This window comes from Rhizobium sp. 62_C5_N11_2 (assembly GCF_051811185.1).
Lineage (GTDB): Bacteria > Pseudomonadota > Alphaproteobacteria > Rhizobiales > Rhizobiaceae > Rhizobium > Rhizobium leguminosarum.
In genome coordinates this window covers 1,095,235-1,113,663 of record NZ_JBPWPW010000002.1, presented here as the reverse complement: position 1 = coordinate 1,113,663, position 18,429 = coordinate 1,095,235, and the positions used below count along the sequence as shown (strand labels likewise).

General features: G+C 60.9%; 18 protein-coding genes. 8 read left to right on the top strand and 10 right to left on the bottom strand.

The window, feature by feature from the left end:
* The first annotated feature begins 20 nt into the window (after positions 1-20).
* The 8 genes from AB8B31_RS28855 (at position 21) to AB8B31_RS28820 (ending at position 8,120) form a co-directional block, all read left to right on the top strand.
* Complete coding sequence (locus AB8B31_RS28855; protein WP_026188708.1) at positions 21-851, top strand: NAD-dependent epimerase/dehydratase family protein; 831 nt, start codon at positions 21-23, stop codon at positions 849-851.
* Entirely contained in the window at positions 848-1,741 is an 894-nt protein-coding gene (locus AB8B31_RS28850; RefSeq protein ID WP_018245810.1) for an SMP-30/gluconolactonase/LRE family protein, read from the top strand. The genes AB8B31_RS28855 and AB8B31_RS28850 overlap by 4 nt, the downstream gene beginning before the upstream one ends.
* A gap of 57 nt (positions 1,742-1,798) precedes the next feature.
* Positions 1,799-2,752, top strand: a complete 954-nt coding sequence (locus AB8B31_RS28845; protein ID WP_018245811.1) for a dihydrodipicolinate synthase family protein — start codon at positions 1,799-1,801, stop codon at positions 2,750-2,752.
* A gap of 146 nt (positions 2,753-2,898) precedes the next feature.
* Complete coding sequence (locus AB8B31_RS28840; RefSeq protein ID WP_018245812.1) at positions 2,899-4,485, top strand: ABC transporter substrate-binding protein; 1,587 nt, start codon at positions 2,899-2,901, stop codon at positions 4,483-4,485.
* A gap of 6 nt (positions 4,486-4,491) precedes the next feature.
* On the top strand, positions 4,492-5,589 hold the full coding sequence (locus tag AB8B31_RS28835) for an ABC transporter permease (RefSeq protein ID WP_018245813.1): 1,098 nt from the start codon (positions 4,492-4,494) through the stop codon (positions 5,587-5,589).
* 4 nt (positions 5,590-5,593) lie between these two features.
* Positions 5,594-6,529 carry an ABC transporter permease gene (locus AB8B31_RS28830; protein WP_018245814.1) on the top strand — a complete coding sequence of 312 codons (936 nt, stop codon included), beginning with the start codon at positions 5,594-5,596 and terminating at the stop codon, positions 6,527-6,529.
* Positions 6,526-7,380, top strand: a complete 855-nt coding sequence (locus AB8B31_RS28825) for an ABC transporter ATP-binding protein (RefSeq protein WP_018245815.1) — start codon at positions 6,526-6,528, stop codon at positions 7,378-7,380. Before AB8B31_RS28830 ends, AB8B31_RS28825 begins: the two co-directional genes overlap by 4 nt.
* Positions 7,377-8,120, top strand: a complete 744-nt coding sequence (locus AB8B31_RS28820; protein WP_018245816.1) for an ABC transporter ATP-binding protein — start codon at positions 7,377-7,379, stop codon at positions 8,118-8,120. Before AB8B31_RS28825 ends, AB8B31_RS28820 begins: the two co-directional genes overlap by 4 nt.
* A gap of 85 nt (positions 8,121-8,205) precedes the next feature.
* Here the strand turns inward: AB8B31_RS28820 and AB8B31_RS28815 are convergent, their stop codons facing one another.
* The 10 genes from AB8B31_RS28815 to AB8B31_RS28770 all read right to left on the bottom strand — a co-directional run bounded on the left by AB8B31_RS28815 (position 8,206) and on the right by AB8B31_RS28770 (position 18,379).
* Entirely contained in the window at positions 8,206-9,096 is an 891-nt protein-coding gene (locus AB8B31_RS28815) for a ribokinase (RefSeq protein ID WP_018245817.1), read from the bottom strand.
* Positions 9,093-9,968, bottom strand: a complete 876-nt coding sequence (locus AB8B31_RS28810) for a MurR/RpiR family transcriptional regulator (RefSeq protein WP_018245818.1) — start codon at positions 9,966-9,968, stop codon at positions 9,093-9,095. The genes AB8B31_RS28815 and AB8B31_RS28810 overlap by 4 nt, the downstream gene beginning before the upstream one ends.
* Positions 9,965-10,942 carry an ABC transporter permease gene (locus tag AB8B31_RS28805; protein ID WP_018245819.1) on the bottom strand — a complete coding sequence of 326 codons (978 nt, stop codon included), beginning with the start codon at positions 10,940-10,942 and terminating at the stop codon, positions 9,965-9,967. Before AB8B31_RS28805 ends, AB8B31_RS28810 begins: the two co-directional genes overlap by 4 nt.
* 17 nt (positions 10,943-10,959) lie before the next feature.
* The gene (locus AB8B31_RS28800) at positions 10,960-12,486 is read right to left on the bottom strand and encodes a sugar ABC transporter ATP-binding protein (RefSeq protein WP_018245820.1); all 1,527 of its coding nucleotides are present in this window, start codon (positions 12,484-12,486) and stop codon (positions 10,960-10,962) included.
* Positions 12,487-12,547: 61 nt separating this feature from the next.
* Positions 12,548-13,612 carry a sugar ABC transporter substrate-binding protein gene (locus AB8B31_RS28795; RefSeq protein WP_018245821.1) on the bottom strand — a complete coding sequence of 355 codons (1,065 nt, stop codon included), beginning with the start codon at positions 13,610-13,612 and terminating at the stop codon, positions 12,548-12,550.
* A 93-nt stretch (positions 13,613-13,705) separates the two neighbouring features.
* Entirely contained in the window at positions 13,706-14,677 is a 972-nt protein-coding gene (locus AB8B31_RS28790; protein ID WP_018245822.1) for a sugar phosphate isomerase/epimerase family protein, read from the bottom strand.
* A gap of 249 nt (positions 14,678-14,926) precedes the next feature.
* Positions 14,927-15,847: a ribokinase gene (gene rbsK / locus AB8B31_RS28785; protein ID WP_018245823.1), complete on the bottom strand. Its 921-nt coding sequence runs from the start codon at positions 15,845-15,847 to the stop codon at positions 14,927-14,929.
* Between the two features lie 10 nt (positions 15,848-15,857).
* The gene (locus AB8B31_RS28780; RefSeq protein WP_018245824.1) at positions 15,858-16,313 is read right to left on the bottom strand and encodes an RbsD/FucU family protein; all 456 of its coding nucleotides are present in this window, start codon (positions 16,311-16,313) and stop codon (positions 15,858-15,860) included.
* A 22-nt stretch (positions 16,314-16,335) separates the two neighbouring features.
* Complete coding sequence (locus AB8B31_RS28775; RefSeq protein ID WP_018245825.1) at positions 16,336-17,259, bottom strand: carbohydrate ABC transporter permease; 924 nt, start codon at positions 17,257-17,259, stop codon at positions 16,336-16,338.
* A 10-nt stretch (positions 17,260-17,269) separates the two neighbouring features.
* The gene (locus AB8B31_RS28770; RefSeq protein WP_018516602.1) at positions 17,270-18,379 is read right to left on the bottom strand and encodes a carbohydrate ABC transporter permease; all 1,110 of its coding nucleotides are present in this window, start codon (positions 18,377-18,379) and stop codon (positions 17,270-17,272) included.
* Between the last annotated feature and the right edge of the window lie 50 nt (positions 18,380-18,429).

Sequence of the window (18,429 nt, the reverse complement as noted above, 5' to 3'; positions counted from 1 at the left end):
GCACAATGGGAGGAGAAATGATGAAACGGGTCGCCATGACGGGTGCTGCCGGACGTGTAGGAACTCTGCTGCGCCCGCTCCTTCGGTCGCATGTCGAGCACCTCAGCCTGATCGATCTCCAGGAGCCTGACGAGCTTGGCGAAAACGAGAGCTTCCTAAAGGCCGATCTTACAAAGCTCGACGAGGCGACGGCTGCGCTGAAGGATGTCGACGGTGTGGTTCATCTCGCCGGCATTGCAAGCGGCATCGACATGAACGCCATTCTGCACGCGAACGTGCTTGGAACATACAATCTTTACGAAGCGGCGCGGACCAACAAGGTCCAGCGGGTCGTCTATGCATCGAGCAACCATGCCACGGGCTTTTATCCGCGCGGCCAACTCGTGTCGCCGCTCGACCCGATGCGCCCCGACAGCCCTTATGGACTTTCCAAATGCTGGGGCGAACTTGTGGCGGGGCTGTATTACGACACATCAGGCATTCGCTCTCTTTCCATCCGCATCGGCAATGCGGGCACCTATCCCAACAGCGAGCGATCTGTTGCGATCTGGATCAGCGCGCGAGACCTGGCGCAATTGGTCAGGATCGGCCTGTCGCACCCGTTGATCGCAGCAACGGTGGTTTATGGCGTTTCTGATGCCGAGGAGATCTGGTGGGACAACGGTCTGGCGGCACGATTGGGCTACCAGCCACAGGACCGGCCGCGCGATCACGCCCGCATCGAGGAGGGATCCGAAGGGCCGGTCGCGCTTGCGTTCCAGGGTGGCGGGTTCTGTGAGATCAATCACGACGGCACCATCCGCATGCGCGACGCCGAGGGTCTGGCCACGAGCCTGGAGACAGTTGAATGACGGCCCCGCTAGTCATCCGCCCGGACGTCCGTTCCGTGATCCAGCAGCCGCTGACGGTTGGTGAATCGCCGGTATGGGACGAGGAGACCGGCACTTTGTGGTTCGTCGATATTCAGGCGCCGGCGCTCGTCCGGCTCTCGGGTTCAGGAAAGATCGACCGCTTCGACATGCCGACAGCAATCGGCGCCCTCGGGCTTTGCCGCGATCACAAGATCGTCGTGGCGCTTCAGACGGGCGTCCATCTCTTCGATCCCGCCTCTGGAGATTTTGAGCTCGTGTCCGATCCAGTCGGGCGACACATCAACTGCCGCCTCAATGACGGAAAGGTCGGCCCCGACGGGCACTTCTGGATCGGCTCGATCAGCGAAGCCAAGCCGCAGATCGATGATGCCGCACTTTACCGCGTTAGCGCCGATGGCCGCACGCGGACCGTTGCAACCGGACTGACGAGCTCCAACGGCCTTGCCTGGTCGCCGGACGGCCGGCGGATGTATCACTCCGACAGCCGGCAATGCTTCCTGCAGGCATTCGACTTCGATCCTGATACGGGCGACCTCGGCGATGGGCGCCGGCTTCGCAGCTTTACGGAAGACGAGGGTCGTCCGGACGGAGCGACAACCGATCGCGATGGGTTCTACTGGAGCGCCGGCGTTTCTGCCGGTCGCCTCAACCGAATATCGCCCGAAGGCGAAATCGTCGAGATCTACATTCTGCCGGTCGCGGCACCGACAATGCCGTGTTTCGGAGGGCCGGATCTGCGCACCCTCTTTGTCACGAGCCTGTCGACGGACCGTACCGGACGTTTCGAGGCGGGGACGGTCATCGCCTTCGACGTGGATGCAAAGGGCCTGCCGCCCTTCCGCTTCGGGACCGGTCACCCTCCGGGATGACAGCGAGCCTCCCTTCGAAATGACAGCGAATAGATGGAAAGATAACGGGGAAGAAAGATGAGCATCGCAACCATGCGCAAGGCGCTTACAGGCGTATCGGGTGTTCCGGTCACCGCCTATGACGGCAAAGGTGAAGTCGAACCTCGGATCACGGCGAAAGTCTATGAGCGGGTCGCGGCAGCCGGCATTCACAACATTGTCGCTGCCGGCAATACCGGGGAATTCTATGCTCTGACGCCGCAAGAAATCAGGATCGTCCATGAGGCGGCGGTTTCAGGCGTCAACGGCAAGGCGCCGGTGACGGCGGCAATCGGCCGATCGCTGCGCGAGGCGATCGGCATGGCGAAAGATGCGGCCACGATCGGCGCATCCGCCGTCATGTCGCATCAGCCCGTCGATCCTTTCGCAGCACCTTCGTCCCAGATCGACTATTTCTGCAATCTTGCGGATGCTTCCACCCTGCCGCTCATCGCCTATGTCAGGGCCGAGGGTTTCAGTGTCGAAGATATCACCCGTCTCGCAAATCACGGCAATATTGCCGGCATCAAATTTGCCACCACCGATCTGATGCTGCTGTCCAGAGCGATCGCTGCAGCCGATCCGGCCGGCGCACTGTTCGTCTGCGGCCTGGCGGAGAGCTGGGCGCCGACATTTACGGCTGCGGGCGCGCGCGGCTTCACATCCGGTCTCGTCAATGTCGCGCCGCACCTGTCGCTTGCCGTTCACGATGCACTCGAAAGAGGAGACTTCGGCGCGGCAAGGGCTATCGTCAACCAGCTTGAACCGTTCGAGCGGATGCGGACCAAATTCCGCAATGGTGCGAACGTGACTGTCGTCAAGGAGGCCGTCACCTATTCCGGCCTCGATGTCGGCCCCGTGCGCGTGCCGGGATTGCCGCTGCTCGATCGGCATGACCGCGAGGAACTCCATCGGCTGCTTCAGCGCTGGGATGCCGCCGGCAACAACCAGATCCATCCACACCAGCAGGATTCCGCAAAGGCGGCCGGCTGAGTTCGACACGAGAGCGGCTCCGCTATTCATGGAAACGCGGAGCCGCTCTAACCCTTTGTTTTTACGCAATTCCGGACGGAAAACCGCTTCGCACTTTTCCTGGAATTGCTCTATTTCCGCAAACAACAGGATTGGGAGGTCTTGAGATGTTGAGACAGGTACTGACAACGATCGCAATTACCGGCGCCATGATGACGGCGCAGCCCAGCTTCGCGGCGTCGCCGCCCAATATGCTGGTGATCGGCACCAATCTCACGGGCATAAGGACGCTCGATCCGGCGCAGAACAACGCCCGCACGGTTTCCGAACTGATTTCGAACATTTACGACAACCTCGTGCAGCTGTCGCCGGACGACCTTAAAACGTTGAAGCCGATGCTCGCGACGCAATGGAGCGTCTCGGCGGATGGCAAGATTATCACGCTGACATTGCGCGATGATGCGGTCTTCCAGAGCGGCAACAAGGTGACGGCCGACGATGCGGCCTGGTCGATCCAGCGCGTCATCAAGATGGGCCAGGTCGGCTCCACCGACGTCGCTCTCTGGGGCTTTACACCCGACAACGTCGAAAAGCTTGTTCGGGCAAAGGACGAGCATACCCTCGAAATCGAGCTGCCGCAGGCTGTGAACACCGATCTGGTGCTCTATTCGCTTGCCGGCTCATCGATCGGCATCATCGACAAGAAGACGGCACTGTCGCATGAGGCAAATGGCGACTTCGGCGGTGCATGGCTTTCTGCCAATTCCGCCGGCAGCGGCCCGTTCGCTCTGACGCAATGGCGGCCGAACGACGTTGCGATCTTCAACGCACGGAAGGACTATTGGGGCGGGGCGCCGGCCATGGCTCGCGTCGTCGCCCGGCACATTCCAGAATCCGGCAACCTCAGACTGCAGCTCGAAGCCGGAGACGTCGATGTCGGCCAATACCTAGCAAGCGGCGACCTCGACGCCCTGTCCACCAAAAAGGACATGGTGATCGAAAGCGTTCCAGGCCTCGGTTTTTATTATATCGCGCTCAACCAGAAGGACCCGGATCTGCAGAAGCCGAAGGTTCGCGAGGCCTTCCAGCATGCCTTTGACTGGAAGGCGATCTCCGGCAACATCATGCGCTATACCGGCTTCCCCTGGCAGTCGATGATCCCGCGCGGCATGATCGGTGCCCCTGAGGAAGCTGCCTCACGTTACGATTACGATCCTGCCAAGGCCAAGCAACTGCTGGCGGAAGCCGGCTACCCCAATGGGCTGAAGAAGGTGCTCAATCCGTCAGGTGCGCCGACACTGCCCTTCGCCGAAGCGCTGCAGGCGAGCGCCCGCGCCGCCGGCCTCGATCTCGATCTCGTGCCAGGCGAATTCACGCCGGCCTTCCGCGAGCGAAAATACGAAGTGCTGCTTGGCAATTCCGGCGCCCGACTGCCTGATCCTTTCGCGGTAGCCACGCAATATGCCTACAATCCCGACAATAGCGACGAGGCGCGTCTCGGCAGCTATTATCTTTGGCGCACAGGCATGAAGGTGGACGAGCTCAACACACTCGTCGACCAATCGATGAAGGAGCGCGATACCGGCAAGCGCACGGATATCTTCAAGAAGATGGACGGCATTTACAGCGGCATGGCCTCGCCGCTCGTCATCTTCTTCCAGCGAACCGACCCTTATGTCATGCGCGCCAACGTCAAGGGCTATCATGGGCACACGACATGGTCGACGCGCTGGCATGACGTGACCAAGGAGTAGAACGCCGTGGCGAGCGCCGATCTGACATCGAAGCGAGAAAACAGCCTTCGTTCTACGGAGGGCGGGTTCGCCGATGCGGCCCCGCACCCTCTAATGAGCCTGTTGCGGCGCCTGGCAGGGCGCGCCGTCGCGGTCGTGACGACGCTGCTCGGCCTGCTCTTCCTGACCTTTTCGATGGGTCGCCTGCTGCCTGCCGACCCGGTGCTTGCCATCACCGGGGCGGAGGTCAGCAAGGAGGTTTATGATCGCGTCTATAATGAGCTGGGGCTCGGGCAACCTGTCTGGATGCAGTTCCTCGCCTATGTCGGGAAGATTGCGACAGGCGATCTCGGCACATCGGCGACGACCGGCCAGCCGATCCTCACCGATCTCCTGACGATTTTTCCCGCCACCATCGAATTGGCGGTCATCGCCATGATCATCGGGGCGATCATCGGCGTTCCGCTTGGGATCACGGCTGCCGTCAGGCGCGGAACGATCATCGATCACGTTGCCCGCATCATCGCCCTTGCCGGCCATTCCATCCCGATCTTCTGGACCGGGTTGATGGCGCTCTTCATCTTCTATGCAAAGCTCAAGCTCGTCGGCGCATCGGGCCGGATCGATGTCTTCTACGAGGGTCTCGTCACGCCGGTGACCGGCTTTCTTCTGATCGACGCGGCGATAGAGCAGCAATGGGACGTGTTTCACAACGCCCTTGGCCACATCATCCTGCCGGCAGCGATCCTCGGCTATTATTCCGTCGCCTATATCAGCCGTATGTCGCGAAGCTTCATGCTGGAGCAACTGAGCCAGGAATACATCATCACGGCGCGGGCAAAGGGGCTCGGCACCCGCAAGGTGGTCTGGCGCCATGCATTCAAGAACATCCGGGTGCAGCTTTTGACGATCATGGCGCTGACCTTCGGCGGGCTGCTCGAGGGGGCGGTGCTGATCGAGACCGTCTTCGGGTGGCCGGGGCTCGGCCAGTACCTGACCCGGGGGCTGCAGATGAACGACATGAACGTGGTCATGGGTTCCGTCCTGACGATTGGCGCCGTCTTCCTGACGATCAACATCCTGTCGGATTTCCTTTATCGCATTCTTGATCCGAGGACACGGTGACGCCATGACGATCTCTTCTGAGCACGCAGACAGCGTTAACACTGGCGGCCTTCGCAACTGGCTGCTGGCACCGGAGCCTCGAGGGTGGTTCCAGTCATCGGCGCAGCAAATTCATCAGGGCTGGCGGAAATTCAGCCTGCACCCGCTAGGACTGGCCGGGCTAGCCATCATCGTAGTGCTGATCGTCGTGGCGCTGGCCGCCCCCCTGCTGACGAGCTATGATCCGATCGTTCAGGATATGGCCGGGCGGCTTGCGCCGCCATCCGCCAGCCATTGGCTCGGCACCGACAATTTTGGCCGCGACGTCTTTTCCCGGGTGATCTATGGCGCCCGCACCACGCTCTACATCATCATGCTCGTCACGGTCATCGTCGCACCGCTCGGCCTGCTGATCGGCACCGTCTCAGGCTATTTCGGCGGCATCGTCGATGAAGTACTGATGCGCGTCACCGACATTTTCCTCTCCTTTCCCGGGCTCGTCCTCGCGCTTGGTTTTGCCGCAGCGCTCGGTCCAGGCATCACCAATGCGATCATCGCAATTTCATTGACGGCCTGGCCGCCGATCGCGCGTCTTGCCCGCGCCGAGACGCTCAGCCTGCGCAAGGCGGACTATATCGCCGCCGTACGCCTGCAGGGCGCGACATCAATCGCGATCATCACGCGCCACATCCTGCCGATGTGCATTCCCTCGGTGATCGTCCGCGTCACCCTCAACATGGCCGGCATCATCATCACTGCCGCCGGCCTCGGTTTCCTCGGCCTTGGCGCGCAGCCACCGTGGCCGGAATGGGGTTCGATGGCCGCCAGCGGACGTGAATTCATGCTCGACAGCCCCTGGGTCATCGCAGCACCCGGCATTGCCATCGCACTCGTCAGCCTCGCCTTCAACCTCGTCGGCGATGCGCTTCGCGATGTTCTCGATCCCCGAGGTTCAGAATGACGGACTTGATCGATATCCAGAACCTCGAAATCGCCTTCGGCGGCGGACAGGTGCGGGCCGTGCGCGGCGTCAGCTTTTCGCTTGGACAGGAAAAGCTCGGGATCGTCGGTGAATCCGGCTCGGGAAAGTCGACCGTCGGCCGCGCGATCATGAAGCTGCTGCCACCGACCGCGATCGTCAATGCCGAGCGGATGCGCTTTCGCGACGTGGATCTGCTCAAGGCGACCGAAAAAACGATGATGACGATCAGGGGCCGGCGGATCGGCCTGATCCTGCAGGACCCGAAATATTCGCTCAATCCCGTCATGCGGATCGGCGAACAGATTGCCGAGACCTACCGCTTCCATCATCCGAGGACGAGCAGGGCAAAGACCTGGCAGCAGGCACTCGATATGCTCGAGGCCGTTCAGATCCGCGATCCGGAGCGTGTGGCCCGCCTTTATCCGCACGAAATCTCGGGCGGGATGGGCCAGCGGGCGATGATCGCCATGATGCTGATTGCCGAACCCGAAGTGCTGATCGCCGACGAACCGACGTCAGCGCTCGATGTGACGGTGAGGCTCGAAATTCTCGCCCTGCTCGACGAGCTCGTCTTGCGCCGCAATCTCGGGCTGATCTTCATCAGTCACGATCTCAATCTCATCAGGAACTTCTGCGATCGCGTTCTCATCATGTATGCAGGGCGGGTCGTGGAAGTGCTCGAGGCGCGCGATCTCGACAAGGCCCGACACCCTTATACGCAAGGGTTGCTGGCATCCTTGCCGACGATCGAAGATCCGCCTGCCCGGCTGCCGATCCTGAAACGAGATCCGGCCTGGCTTGAAGAATTCGCATTGGAGCCGTCGCGGTGATTAAAATCGACAATCTTACGGTCCGTTTCGGGCCTGGGCAGCGGCCTGTCGTCCGAGACGTAAGCTTCGCCATCGAAAGGGGAACTGCTTTCGGCCTGGTCGGCGAGTCCGGCTGCGGGAAGTCCACTGTCCTGAGGGCGCTTTCCGGCCTCAACGCCAACTATGACGGCCGGATCGAGCTCCACGGCGAGACGTTAAATCAGCAGCGCAGCCGGCCTTTCTTCCGCCGGGTGCAGATGGTGTTCCAGGATCCCTACGGATCCCTCCATCCCCGCAAGACCATCCGCTCGCAGCTGAAAGAACCGCTGCGCAACCAGGGGCTGGATACGAATTCGGTCGACATGAACGCGGTCCTGAGATCGGTTGGCCTCGACCCGGCGCTGAGCTACAGATTTCCGCACCAGCTGTCTGGGGGCCAGCGGCAGCGCGTGGCGATCGCCCGTGCGCTGATGCTGGATCCGGACGTTCTGCTTCTCGACGAACCGACATCGGCGCTCGACGTGTCCGTTCAGGCCGAAATCCTCAATCTCCTCCAGGATCTGCGCACCAATCGCGGTCTGACCTATCTGCTCGTCAGCCATGATCTCGCCGTCGTCTCGCACATGTGCAGCCGCGTCGCCATCATGGAAGCGGGCGAGATCGTCGAACAGGTCGATGTCGGCGCCTTGCGAAAAGGTGCGGTCGAACACCCCTATTCGCAACGCCTGCTGCGCGCGAGCAGGATGTATGGAAAGGCGTAGCTGTTCTCGGCCTTTGTTGAAAAGATTAAAGCTTGCAACGCCGGCCGCGTGTCATTGGCTCAGACGCATTTAGATATGGCAGACTTCATCTCAGACGATTTTCTTCAGGCGTACTAACCAGTCGTGCAGCCTCGATATTTGCCTTCTGAAGCGCGGCGTTCATCGTCTTCCCGGATGCGATTTCCGCAGCAAGGACGCCGATGAACTCGTCTCCGGCCCCATGCGTGCTCTCAACCTCAACCTTGACTGCTGCAACGGCGATCTCTTCTCCGCTGCGATTTGCGTAGGCGACACCCGATCCCCCGGCGGTCACCACCACTTCGGGGAAGATCTTCACAAGCTTCCTCGCCGCCTCCAGAGCGCCGTCAAGCGTTTCAACAACGGGAACGCCTGCCAGCATTTCGGCTTCGATGGCATTGACGACGATGATGTCGATCAGGTGTTGCAGATCGTTCGACAGAATGCGTGCCGGGGCTGCATTGATCAGCACGCGCCCGCCTGCCTGCTTCACGGCCTTTGCCGCCGCAACGTTGGCGGCATCGGGAATCTCGTTTTGCAGGACGAGAATTGTTGTTCTGCTGAGCAGATCTCGAGCTGCCGAGACATCGTGGTCGCCAAGCGTCAGGTTGCTTCCCGACACGATAACCGCACCATAGTCGCCTTCGGCATCGAAAGTCGCGACACTCATGCCGGTTGACTGCGATGCATCACGTCGGACGAATGTATGATCGACATTTTTGCGAGCGAGATTTGCGATAAGAAAATCCCCGAAGTCATCACCAGCAACCGCCCCGATCATGAAGGTGGCGACCCCGGTGCGGGCAGCCGAAACCGCCTGATTGCCGCCCTTGCCGCCGCTTTTCGGATGCCAGGATGTCCCCGTCACTGTCTCGCCCTTTCGGGGCCGGGCCGGTCCAAAGACGGCGATATCGTAGTGAAGGCTGCCGAAGACGGTGACAACAGGCGAAAATGTCATGGGAGGCGATCTTTTCGTTTGGACGTGACGGCGGACATAGTGCGTTCAAGATTGCGTTCGGCTGCCTGATAGTCACGCTGGGCGACGGCAACGAAGATGGCATCAAGGATGTTGAGCTGGGCGATGCGCGCTGCGGCATTTTCCCCCATCAGCGGTGAACCTTGTGCGGTGGAACACAGAACCACGTCTGCGGACTGGGCGAGAGCCGAGGAATCGTAGTTGGTGATTGCAATGGTGCGCGCGCCGTTCCTGCGCGCGAGCTGGATTGCCTCGATCACAGCGATCGTGTTGCCCGAATGGGAAAAGCCAATGGCGATATCGCCATCCACCAGCAACGAGGCCGACATCAGCATCATGTGGGAATCGTCGAAGACGCTGGCGCGCACGCCGATACGAAGAAACTTGTGCGCCACATCCCGTGCGATCTGCGCCGAGCCGCCGACACCGTAAAAGTCGCGGTTTCTCGCCTGGTGGATTAGATCCGCGGCCCTGTCGAATGCTTCCATATCGAGAATGGCAAGCGTTTCCTCAAGGGCGTGGATCGAGGTGCGAAACACTTTTTGGACGATTTCAAGCGACGTATCCTCCACGGACAGTTCCTGATGCATCTCTGCCGTTGGCTGGCGGTTATACTGGCTGACGGCGGAGCGGAAGTCACGGAAACCGGAGAAGCCGAGCTTCTTGGTGATCTTGACCACCATGGCTTCGGAAACGCCGGCGTTCTCGGCGATCTGCTTGAGCGACGTCTCGTCACTGAAATCGCGCATGGCGAAAACGGTATCGACGACCTTTGCTTCGAGCGGCGTCAAGAGCGGCATCATCATGCGGATGCGTGGCCCGACGGCCTTCATGTCGAAGCTTTCAGCGTTCATCCCCGTCCCCTTGTCGCGCGATCGATCATCATGGCGACGAGGATTATAAGGCCGGTGGCGAGCAGTTGATAGAAGGCTTGAACGTTCATCAGCGTCAAACCGTTACGCATCGCACCAAGGATGATGGCGCCGAGGATCGTGCCGAGAATGCTTCCCTTGCCACCCATCAGCGAAGCGCCGCCGATGGCCGCAGCCGCAATCGCGTCAAGTTCCCATAGGTTGCCGAGGATAGGCTCGGCAGCCCCGAGACGCCCGATCAGGATCAGCGAAGCGAGTGCTGCCAGCCCCCCGGAAATGACATAGGCCGTGATCTTGGTGCGCGCAATCGGAACGCCGGCCACATAGGCTGCCTCTTCATTGCCACCGACCGCCATCAGATATTCGCCGATCGGTGTCTTCTTGAGCAGGATCCAGGCGGCAATCGCAACGACAGCGACGATAATGACTGGCGTCGGAATGCCGAAGAGATTGCCGTTGAAGAGTGAGCGGAAGCCCGTGGGAATGCCGAGAACAGGATTGCCGCCGGTATAAATGAGCGCGATGGCCCGGTAGGTGCTGAGCGTGCCGAGCGTGACGATGAACGGCTGCAGGCCGACATAGGCGACGAGCGCGCCATTGATGAAGCCGCAGACGACGCCGACGCCGAGACCGGTGAAGATCGCCAGCGGTATCGGCGTGCCGGTCAGAAGAAGGGTCGCGGTGATGACGGCGGAGATTGCGGCCGTCGGACCAACGGATAAATCGATGCCGCCCGAGATGATCACCAGCGTCATGCCGAGCGCAAGGCACGCATTGATGCTCGACTGCTGGAGGATATTGATGAGGTTTCGTTCGGAGACGAAGCCAGGAACGAGCGCGGCAAACACGGCCATGATGATAATGAGCCCGATCAGGGTTCCGGCATCGCGGAGCGAAAACGAGAAGCGGCGAAAGACCGGTGCGGGCTTAACGGATGCAGTCGAAGAACTGGTCATTGGATGTCCTGTCTGGTTCACGCGGAGCTCGCAGTGCGGGCGACGGTGGCGCCGGGGTTGGCCCCGGGAATGGCATGCGCGACGATCGCGCTTTCGCTCAGCTGGTCGCGTGGAATGTCCGCAGCGATCGAACCTTCCCGCATCACCAGCACGCGGTCCGAAAGCCGGATAACCTCCGGCAGTTCCGAGGAGACGACGATGATCGAATGGCCTTCGCGGGCAAGATCCTCGATCAGATGATAGATCTCGGACTTGGCGCCGACATCGATACCTCGGGTGGGCTCGTCGAACAGCAAGATCTGCGACTTGGCCGCTAGCCAACGGGCAATAATCGCCTTCTGCTGATTGCCGCCGCTGAAAAGGCGAATGGGGCGATCCAGTTGAAACGGCCGCAGATTGACGCGCTTCAACAAATCTTGTGCGGCCGCACGGAGCTTGCCCGTGCTGATCATGCCGCCCGACGAAAAGCTGGAAAGCGAAGCGAGCGCAATGTTGGTACTGACTGGACGTAAGGGAATGATCCCTTCCCGCTTGCGTTCTTCCGGCACGAGACCGATGCCGGCGGCGATCGCATCGCGCGGGGAGGCGAAGCGCACGACCTTGCCGTCGATGGCGATCGACCCGTCGCTCAGGCGGTCAGCGCCGGCCAGAAGCCGCAGCAGTTCCGTGCGACCGGAGCCCACGAGCCCGGCAATGCCAAGCACTTCACCCTTGTGCAGCGTGAACGACACATCGCGGATCTTCGTTGCGGATGACAGCTTCTTGGCCTCGAGCTTGACCGTATCGGTGACGAAGGAATTGTGTTCCTCTTGCATCAGCTCGCGACCGACCATCATCGCGATCACGTCCTTTTCCGAGGCACTCTTGAGATCGACCATGCCGACGAGCTTGCCGTCGCGCATGACGCTGGCGCGCTGGCAGATGCGGAAGACCTCGTCCATCTTGTGGGAGACATAGATGATCGAGACCCCACTCGCCGAAAGGCTGGCGATCACCTCTGCCAGACGGTCGAACTCGCTCGGCGTCAGGCTCGACGTCGGCTCGTCCATGGCGATGACCTTCGCCTTGTCGAGCAGCGCGCGACCGATCTCGACGATCTGGCGTTGCGCGACCTTGAGGGAGGAGATCGGCGCTGAAGGATCAATAGTCCTGTCGATCAGCGAGAGGGCTTGCGCCGCGCGGCTCTCCTGCTCACGGCGGGAGACGAAAAGACCACCCAGGCGGGTCAGCGGATGACCGAGAAACATGTTCTGGGCGACGCTCAAATGCGGCACCTGCTGCAATTCCTGGTGAATCATGGCGACGCCCACACTGCGGGCATCTATCGGCCTTTTGAGGATCAGGGCCTGACCATCGACAAAGACCGTTCCGGAGGTCGGGCGGAACACGCCGGAGAGGATTCGCAGAAGTGTGGATTTGCCGGCGCCGTTTTCGCCTAGAAGTCCGTGGATCTCGCCGGCTGCAACATCGAACGACACGTCGGCCAGGGCGTTCACCCCGGGGAAGCTCTTGGAGATCGTCTCGAATCTCAGTCGCGGCACCATCACTCCACCTCCTTCAACACATCGGGATGCCGGCCTTGACGGCCGGCATCTTTGACCTTCGCTACTTGGCTGCCTTGGCATCTTCCATCAGCACCGCCCGGACATCGACGCCCGCACCCTGGTAGCGGCTGAGATTGTCGGCGGTGATGAGGGCCTGCGGGGTCGCCACCACGCGTGGCAGCTTCTGGCCGGCAACCAGGCGCAGCGCGGCCTCGAGCGCCACTTCGCCGGTCAGGACCGGGAAGCTGTCGACCGTGCCGGTCAGTTCGCCGGCCTTGATCGAAGCGTAGGCGTCAGAGATGCCGTCGGTGCCGAAAACAGCGACCTTGCCCTGGAGGCCTGCGGCTTTCACGGCCTCGACGATGCCGAGGGCCATGCCGTCATTGTTGGCATAGAAGCCGACCAGGTCGGGATGCTGGTTAAGGATGTTGGTCGCAGCATCGTAGGACGTCTGACGATCCCAATTTCCCGGAACGCTGGCGACGACTTCGAACTTGCCGCCTTCGCTGATTGTCGATTTGAAACCGTCGGTGCGTTGCACCGCCGCATAGACGCCGGCCTGACCTTCAATGATGGCGACCTTACCGCCCTCGGGACGATGCTCGATGAACCATTTGGCCACGCGCACGCCGTTGTCGCGCTGGACGTTACCGACGTAATGCTCGGCCTGCGGAATGACGGCATCGTTGACGTTGACGACCGGAATATTGGCCGCCTTGGCCTGCTCGATGACCGGCTGCAGGTTGGCGTCCGTCTGCGGAGAGACGAGCAAGACGTTATAGCCCTGCGTGATCATGCCCTCGGCGATGGTCAGCTGGCCGAGCTGGTCACCCTCGCTCTGGGCAGCCTGATAAATGACGGGAACGTTGACCTTCTTGCCGAAGGCCGCGTAGCCTTCGCCCAGCGAGCGCCAGTATTCGTTCGTCAGTGTCTTGGAAACGGCACCGGCCTTCGTGCCTTCGGGCAGCTTGGGCAGCGCGCCAAGCTTGGCTTCGAGCTGCGACCAGTCCATGCGGTCCTTTTCGGTATCGGAATTGAGGGGCGCGAGTTCCTGCGCGACGGCCGCGCCGAACAGGAGGCTGGCGGCAATGCCGGCAGCAAGGGTCGTCTTCAAAAAGGTCGTCATCGGTTCCTCCCGGATAGGGTCGATCGGCACGCCTCCGGCATGCCTTGGGTTCAAGGGTCGTAGAAATTCAGGGTATGTTGACGGTCAGGCAGTTCAGCCGAGCATGAGTTCCTGGACAACCGCCTGCGCAGAGACTGCATCCTGTCGGTCAATCGCCCCGGAGAGACGATTGTCCTGCTCGAGGCGATCCACCACCGTCAGCATCCGCTTGACGGTCTGGATGTTCACCTCGCATTCGTGGACCGGATCGAGACCGGTCATATCGGGGAACGTGTCGAAATAGATCGCGCCGTCATAACCGTCCTTGCGGATCTGGCGTAGCAGCTCGATCGTCTGCTGGGTATGCACCGCGCCGACCATCAGACCGTCGTCGCGTTTGGCATAGCCGTCATTGAGATGAACACCCAGAACGCGGCTGTAGCGGGCAATGAGAGCTGCGGCAAATGCCGGCTGCTCGTCGGCATAGAGCACATGGGCAAAGTCCAGCGTGACGCCGAGATTGGGCATATCGACATCCTTGATCGCCAGGAGCGTGGTCGCGCAGTCGGGCATCAGGCTGTAGGAGCGTGGCTCGTTCGGCTTGTATTCGATGCTGATCTCGCAGTCGGGATCATGCATGCAAACTTCACGAATTCCGTCTATTTCGTGTTGCCAAAGCGTATGGTAGTCCGCCTGAAAGGCATAATCGAAACCATCCTGTCCAAGCCAGATCGTCATCAGCTTGCTGCCGGCGGCGCGGGCCGAGTCGATGCCCTTCTTGGTGAGATCGATCGCTTCGCGGCGAACTGCCGGATCGGGGTTGGTGAAAGCGCCGATTTTGAAGGCCGGATTGGTATAATAGCGCATGGCGAAGCCGTTGATGGCTAGGCCGAGATCACCGATCTGACGCGCCAGGACGGCCGGATCGTCGGCCACATGGTCAGGATAATTGAGATCGAGATCGGTTAGACCATCGACCTTGGCAGCGCGCGTCGCCATTTGCAGGACGGTCGGCTTGCCGGAAAGCTCCGGCCATTCGGCCGTTGGCTTCGAGGCAAAAGAATTAAGGCGGGTGGCGAATTTCAATTGGGTCACGGCTTTGGCTCACTTCAGTCGCTATGCACACTACTTCACAGAATAATTTAGATTTGTAAAGTTATAAGTGTTGTGCAATGCGTCAATTCGTTGTGGGCCGCGTCGGAGATATCTGCTTCCGCCCTTGCCTCCCTCGCCAAAGCACCGGCGTGCGGAAACCCGCCGCCGGTATTGACAGCCTTGGCTGGATGGAATTCGAAAGGGCCCCAAATGGGTCGCCTGTACGGCAGGATGTCGGCGTCAGCCGGCCATTACGGCCTCGATCTCGGCAAGCGAGGGCATGGCAGGGGCCGTCCCGCGTCTCGTCACGGCGATGCCGGCAGTGGCGCAGCCGAAGCGGACAGCATCGAGCGGCGGCGCGCCTCGCGCAAGTGCTGCTGCAAAGCCGCCGACGAAGGCATCGCCGGCGCCGGTCGTATCGATGACCGGGCCGCAGGAGACGGCTGGCACATGAGCCGACTGCCCGGCATTGTGAAACAACACGCCGCGGGCGCCGAGCGTGATGACCGCCGCACCCACTCCCTGCGCCAAAAACACGTCAGCTGCGCGTTTCGCATCGTCCAGCGTTTCGATCGGAAAGCCGACCAGGGCCGCGGCTTCTGTCTCGTTCGGGATGATATAGTCGCAGAGCCGGTAGATCTCCGCTGGAAAGGCGCCCGCGGGTGCGGGGTTGAAAATCGTGGTGACACCGGCCTTCCTTGCAATATCAAGCGCCCGATGGGCCGCGGGTGCAGGCTGTTCCAGTTGGGTGATGAACACTGCGGATTGCTCGATCGTCTCGCGCGCTCCCTCGACATCCTCGATGCCGATCGTGCCGGCTGCCCCGGCATAGACGATGATAGCGTTGTCGCCGGTGCGGTCGTTGACATAGATGAAAGCGGCCCCTGTCGGCTTGTCGTCCATGACGATCAGCTTCGCCGTCACGCCGGCCTGCTCATAGGTCTTGAGCGCCAGATCGCCGAATGTGTCGCGACCAATCTTCGAAATGAAGGACACGTCAGCTCCGGCACGCGCGGCAGCCACCGCCTGATTGGATCCCTTGCCGCCAGGGCCAACAGAAAAGCCGCTGCCGGCGATGGTTTCGCCCAGGGCCGGCATGCGCGGCGCGAGATAGGCGGTGTCGGCGACAAAAATGCCGAGAATGGAAATTCCGGTTCTCATGGCTGACACCTCACACGCCTGCAGGTGCGATGACGCCCTTGGTGAACAGGAAGCAGCCATAGAACCGCGTCTCGCCGGTCGAGATTACACAATAGGCCTTCTTGGCGAGATCGTAGAAGGCGAAGCGCTCGATGCCGTACATGGGCGAAGGTTTGCCTTCCGCCCGGTCGATCTCCGCCTGCACCTCGCTTTGCACCGCCGGCATCTCCCCCGGCGCACCCATGACTTCCATGCGGCCGGCGGAATTCTGGAGCGGTGTGTCGAGTGGCAGCACAGAGAGGATCGCACGGATCGCCTGCGGTGCCGAGAGATTGGCCATGCTGAGCGGCCTACCGATCACCGTCTGGCGGGCCACACTGTCGCTCGGGAAATTGGTATCGGACACAACAAGCGTGTCCCCATGCCCCATGGAGCGCAAGGCGTGCAGCACGTCTGCATTGAGCGCCGGGTCAAGATTTTTGAGCATTAGAAATGTCCTCCTCGTGCCTCTATTTAACGGCGCCTGCCGTCAGGCCCTTCACAATGTAGCGCTCCAGGAAAATGCCGACGAGCACCAGCGGCATGATCGCCGCCGTGGCGATGGCGGCCATTGACCACCAGTTAATCCCCTGCGACCCCGTCTGGCTTGCCACCATCACCGGCAGCGTTTTTGCATTCGAACTCGTCAGCAGTGCCGCAAAGAAATATTCGTTCCAGCAAAGAATGACCGAAAGGATGAAAGCTGCCACCATGCCGGGCAGTGCGATCGGCAGGACGATCCGTAGGAAAGCGCCCCAGATCGAGCAGCCGTCAACCAGTGCCGCCTGTTCCAGCTCGACCGGGATGGTGTCGAACTGGTCGCGCATAATCCATATCACGATCGGCAGCACCATCAGCGTGTAGATAAGAATGAGGCCGATCAGCGTATCGAGCAGCATCAGGTGCTTGTAGAGAACCAGGAACGGCATAGCGAGCACGACCGGCGGCAGGATCAACTGCGACAGGAAGAAGAAGGAAATGTCCTTGTTCGCCATCCAAAGGAATTTATAGGAGAACCGGCTGAGCCCATAGGCCGCCAGCGATCCGATGAGCACCGCCAGGAACGACGCCCCCGCTGACGCCACGATGCTGTTGAGAAAGCGACGGATGAACTCATCGCGCACAGTCGATGGCGCCAAGATCGTATCCGGCGAGAGGCCGAGCGAGCGCCAGCCCTTCCAGTCCGGCGTAAAGTCCACGAACGGGATCAGATGCCCCTGCGTCACGTTGACCGCTGTCTTGAACGAGGTCGTGATCGTCCAGTAGATCGGAAAGAGCGAGATGAAGGCCCAGAAGACCAGAGCCGCATAGATCAGCAGGCTGTTGGTCAGGAATTGCGGGCGCCGCGACCAGAGGCTCCCCGGCCTATCGGATGTTTCAGCGATGATCGCCATGGGCTTCGCCTCAATTTTCACGTTGCATCCATCGGCTCGCCCCTTTCAGGATGAGCGCGACGAAGATGATGATGATGACGAGATAGAATTCCGCAAGCATGGTGCCGTAGCCGACATTGGAACGGTCACGATATTCGCGGAAGATGAAGCTCGACACGGTATCCGTCGCCCCGCCCGGTCCGCCAGCGGTGACGTTGATGACGATATCGGCGAGCTTCAGCTGGAAGATGATGCGCAGGATGATCACTGTCATGCTGACCGGAAGCATCAGCGGAAAGGTGATCTCCTTGAAACTCTGCCAGCCTGACGCTCCATCCACTTTCGCCGCCTCCTTGATTTCGGAAGGAAGCGCCTGAAGGCCGGCGAGCAGCAGGATCATCATGAACGGGATCGACACCCAGGCATCCATGGCCATGATCGAGGTTCGCGCGAGCCACGGCGTCGAGAAGAATGCCGGATTGTCCCAGCCAAGATGGCGCGCAAGGGTCGCCGCCGGGCCGAACCGGTATTCCATGAGTGATTTTCCAATCATCCAGCTGACAGCTACCGGGCTCAGCATCAGCGGCAGGAGAAAGGCAACACGGAAGAATTTGCGCGCCTTGATCTCGGCGTTGAGCAGCAGCGCCAGCCCGAAGGCAATGACATATTGAACGAGGACCGAAAGAACATAATAGACCATGTTCAGCAGCGCGTTCCAGAAATACCGGTCCGCGAACAAAGTGCGTAGATTGTCGAGCCCGTTGAAGCGTCGGCCGGCCGCCGCGCTCAGGTTCCAATCCGTGAAAGCGATATAAAGCCCGAAGACGGTCGGGAAAACCACCATGGCGACGGTGAAGAGCACGGCAGGAAGCACGAAAACCGCGCGCTGCCCCGCCTCACCGCGGATCATCACCTGGCTCGCACACAGTGCCACCGCCCAGACGATATAGGCAAACAGCAGCGGTCGCCAGCTGACGAGGCCGAGCGCCGTGACCCCGCTCGCATCGAGGATCTGGAGAATGAGGACGGCGAACAACAAGATGGTCGCAGCGAAGAGCAGCAGCCGACCGCGCCTGGCGGCGGCGCGCTGGACCGTCGCGCCCTCCACAGGGCTGACGGCTGGGGTAATCGTATGCGACATAGGCAAGACCCTTGAGGCAGAAAGGCGTGCGGAACCGGGCAACGGTTCAG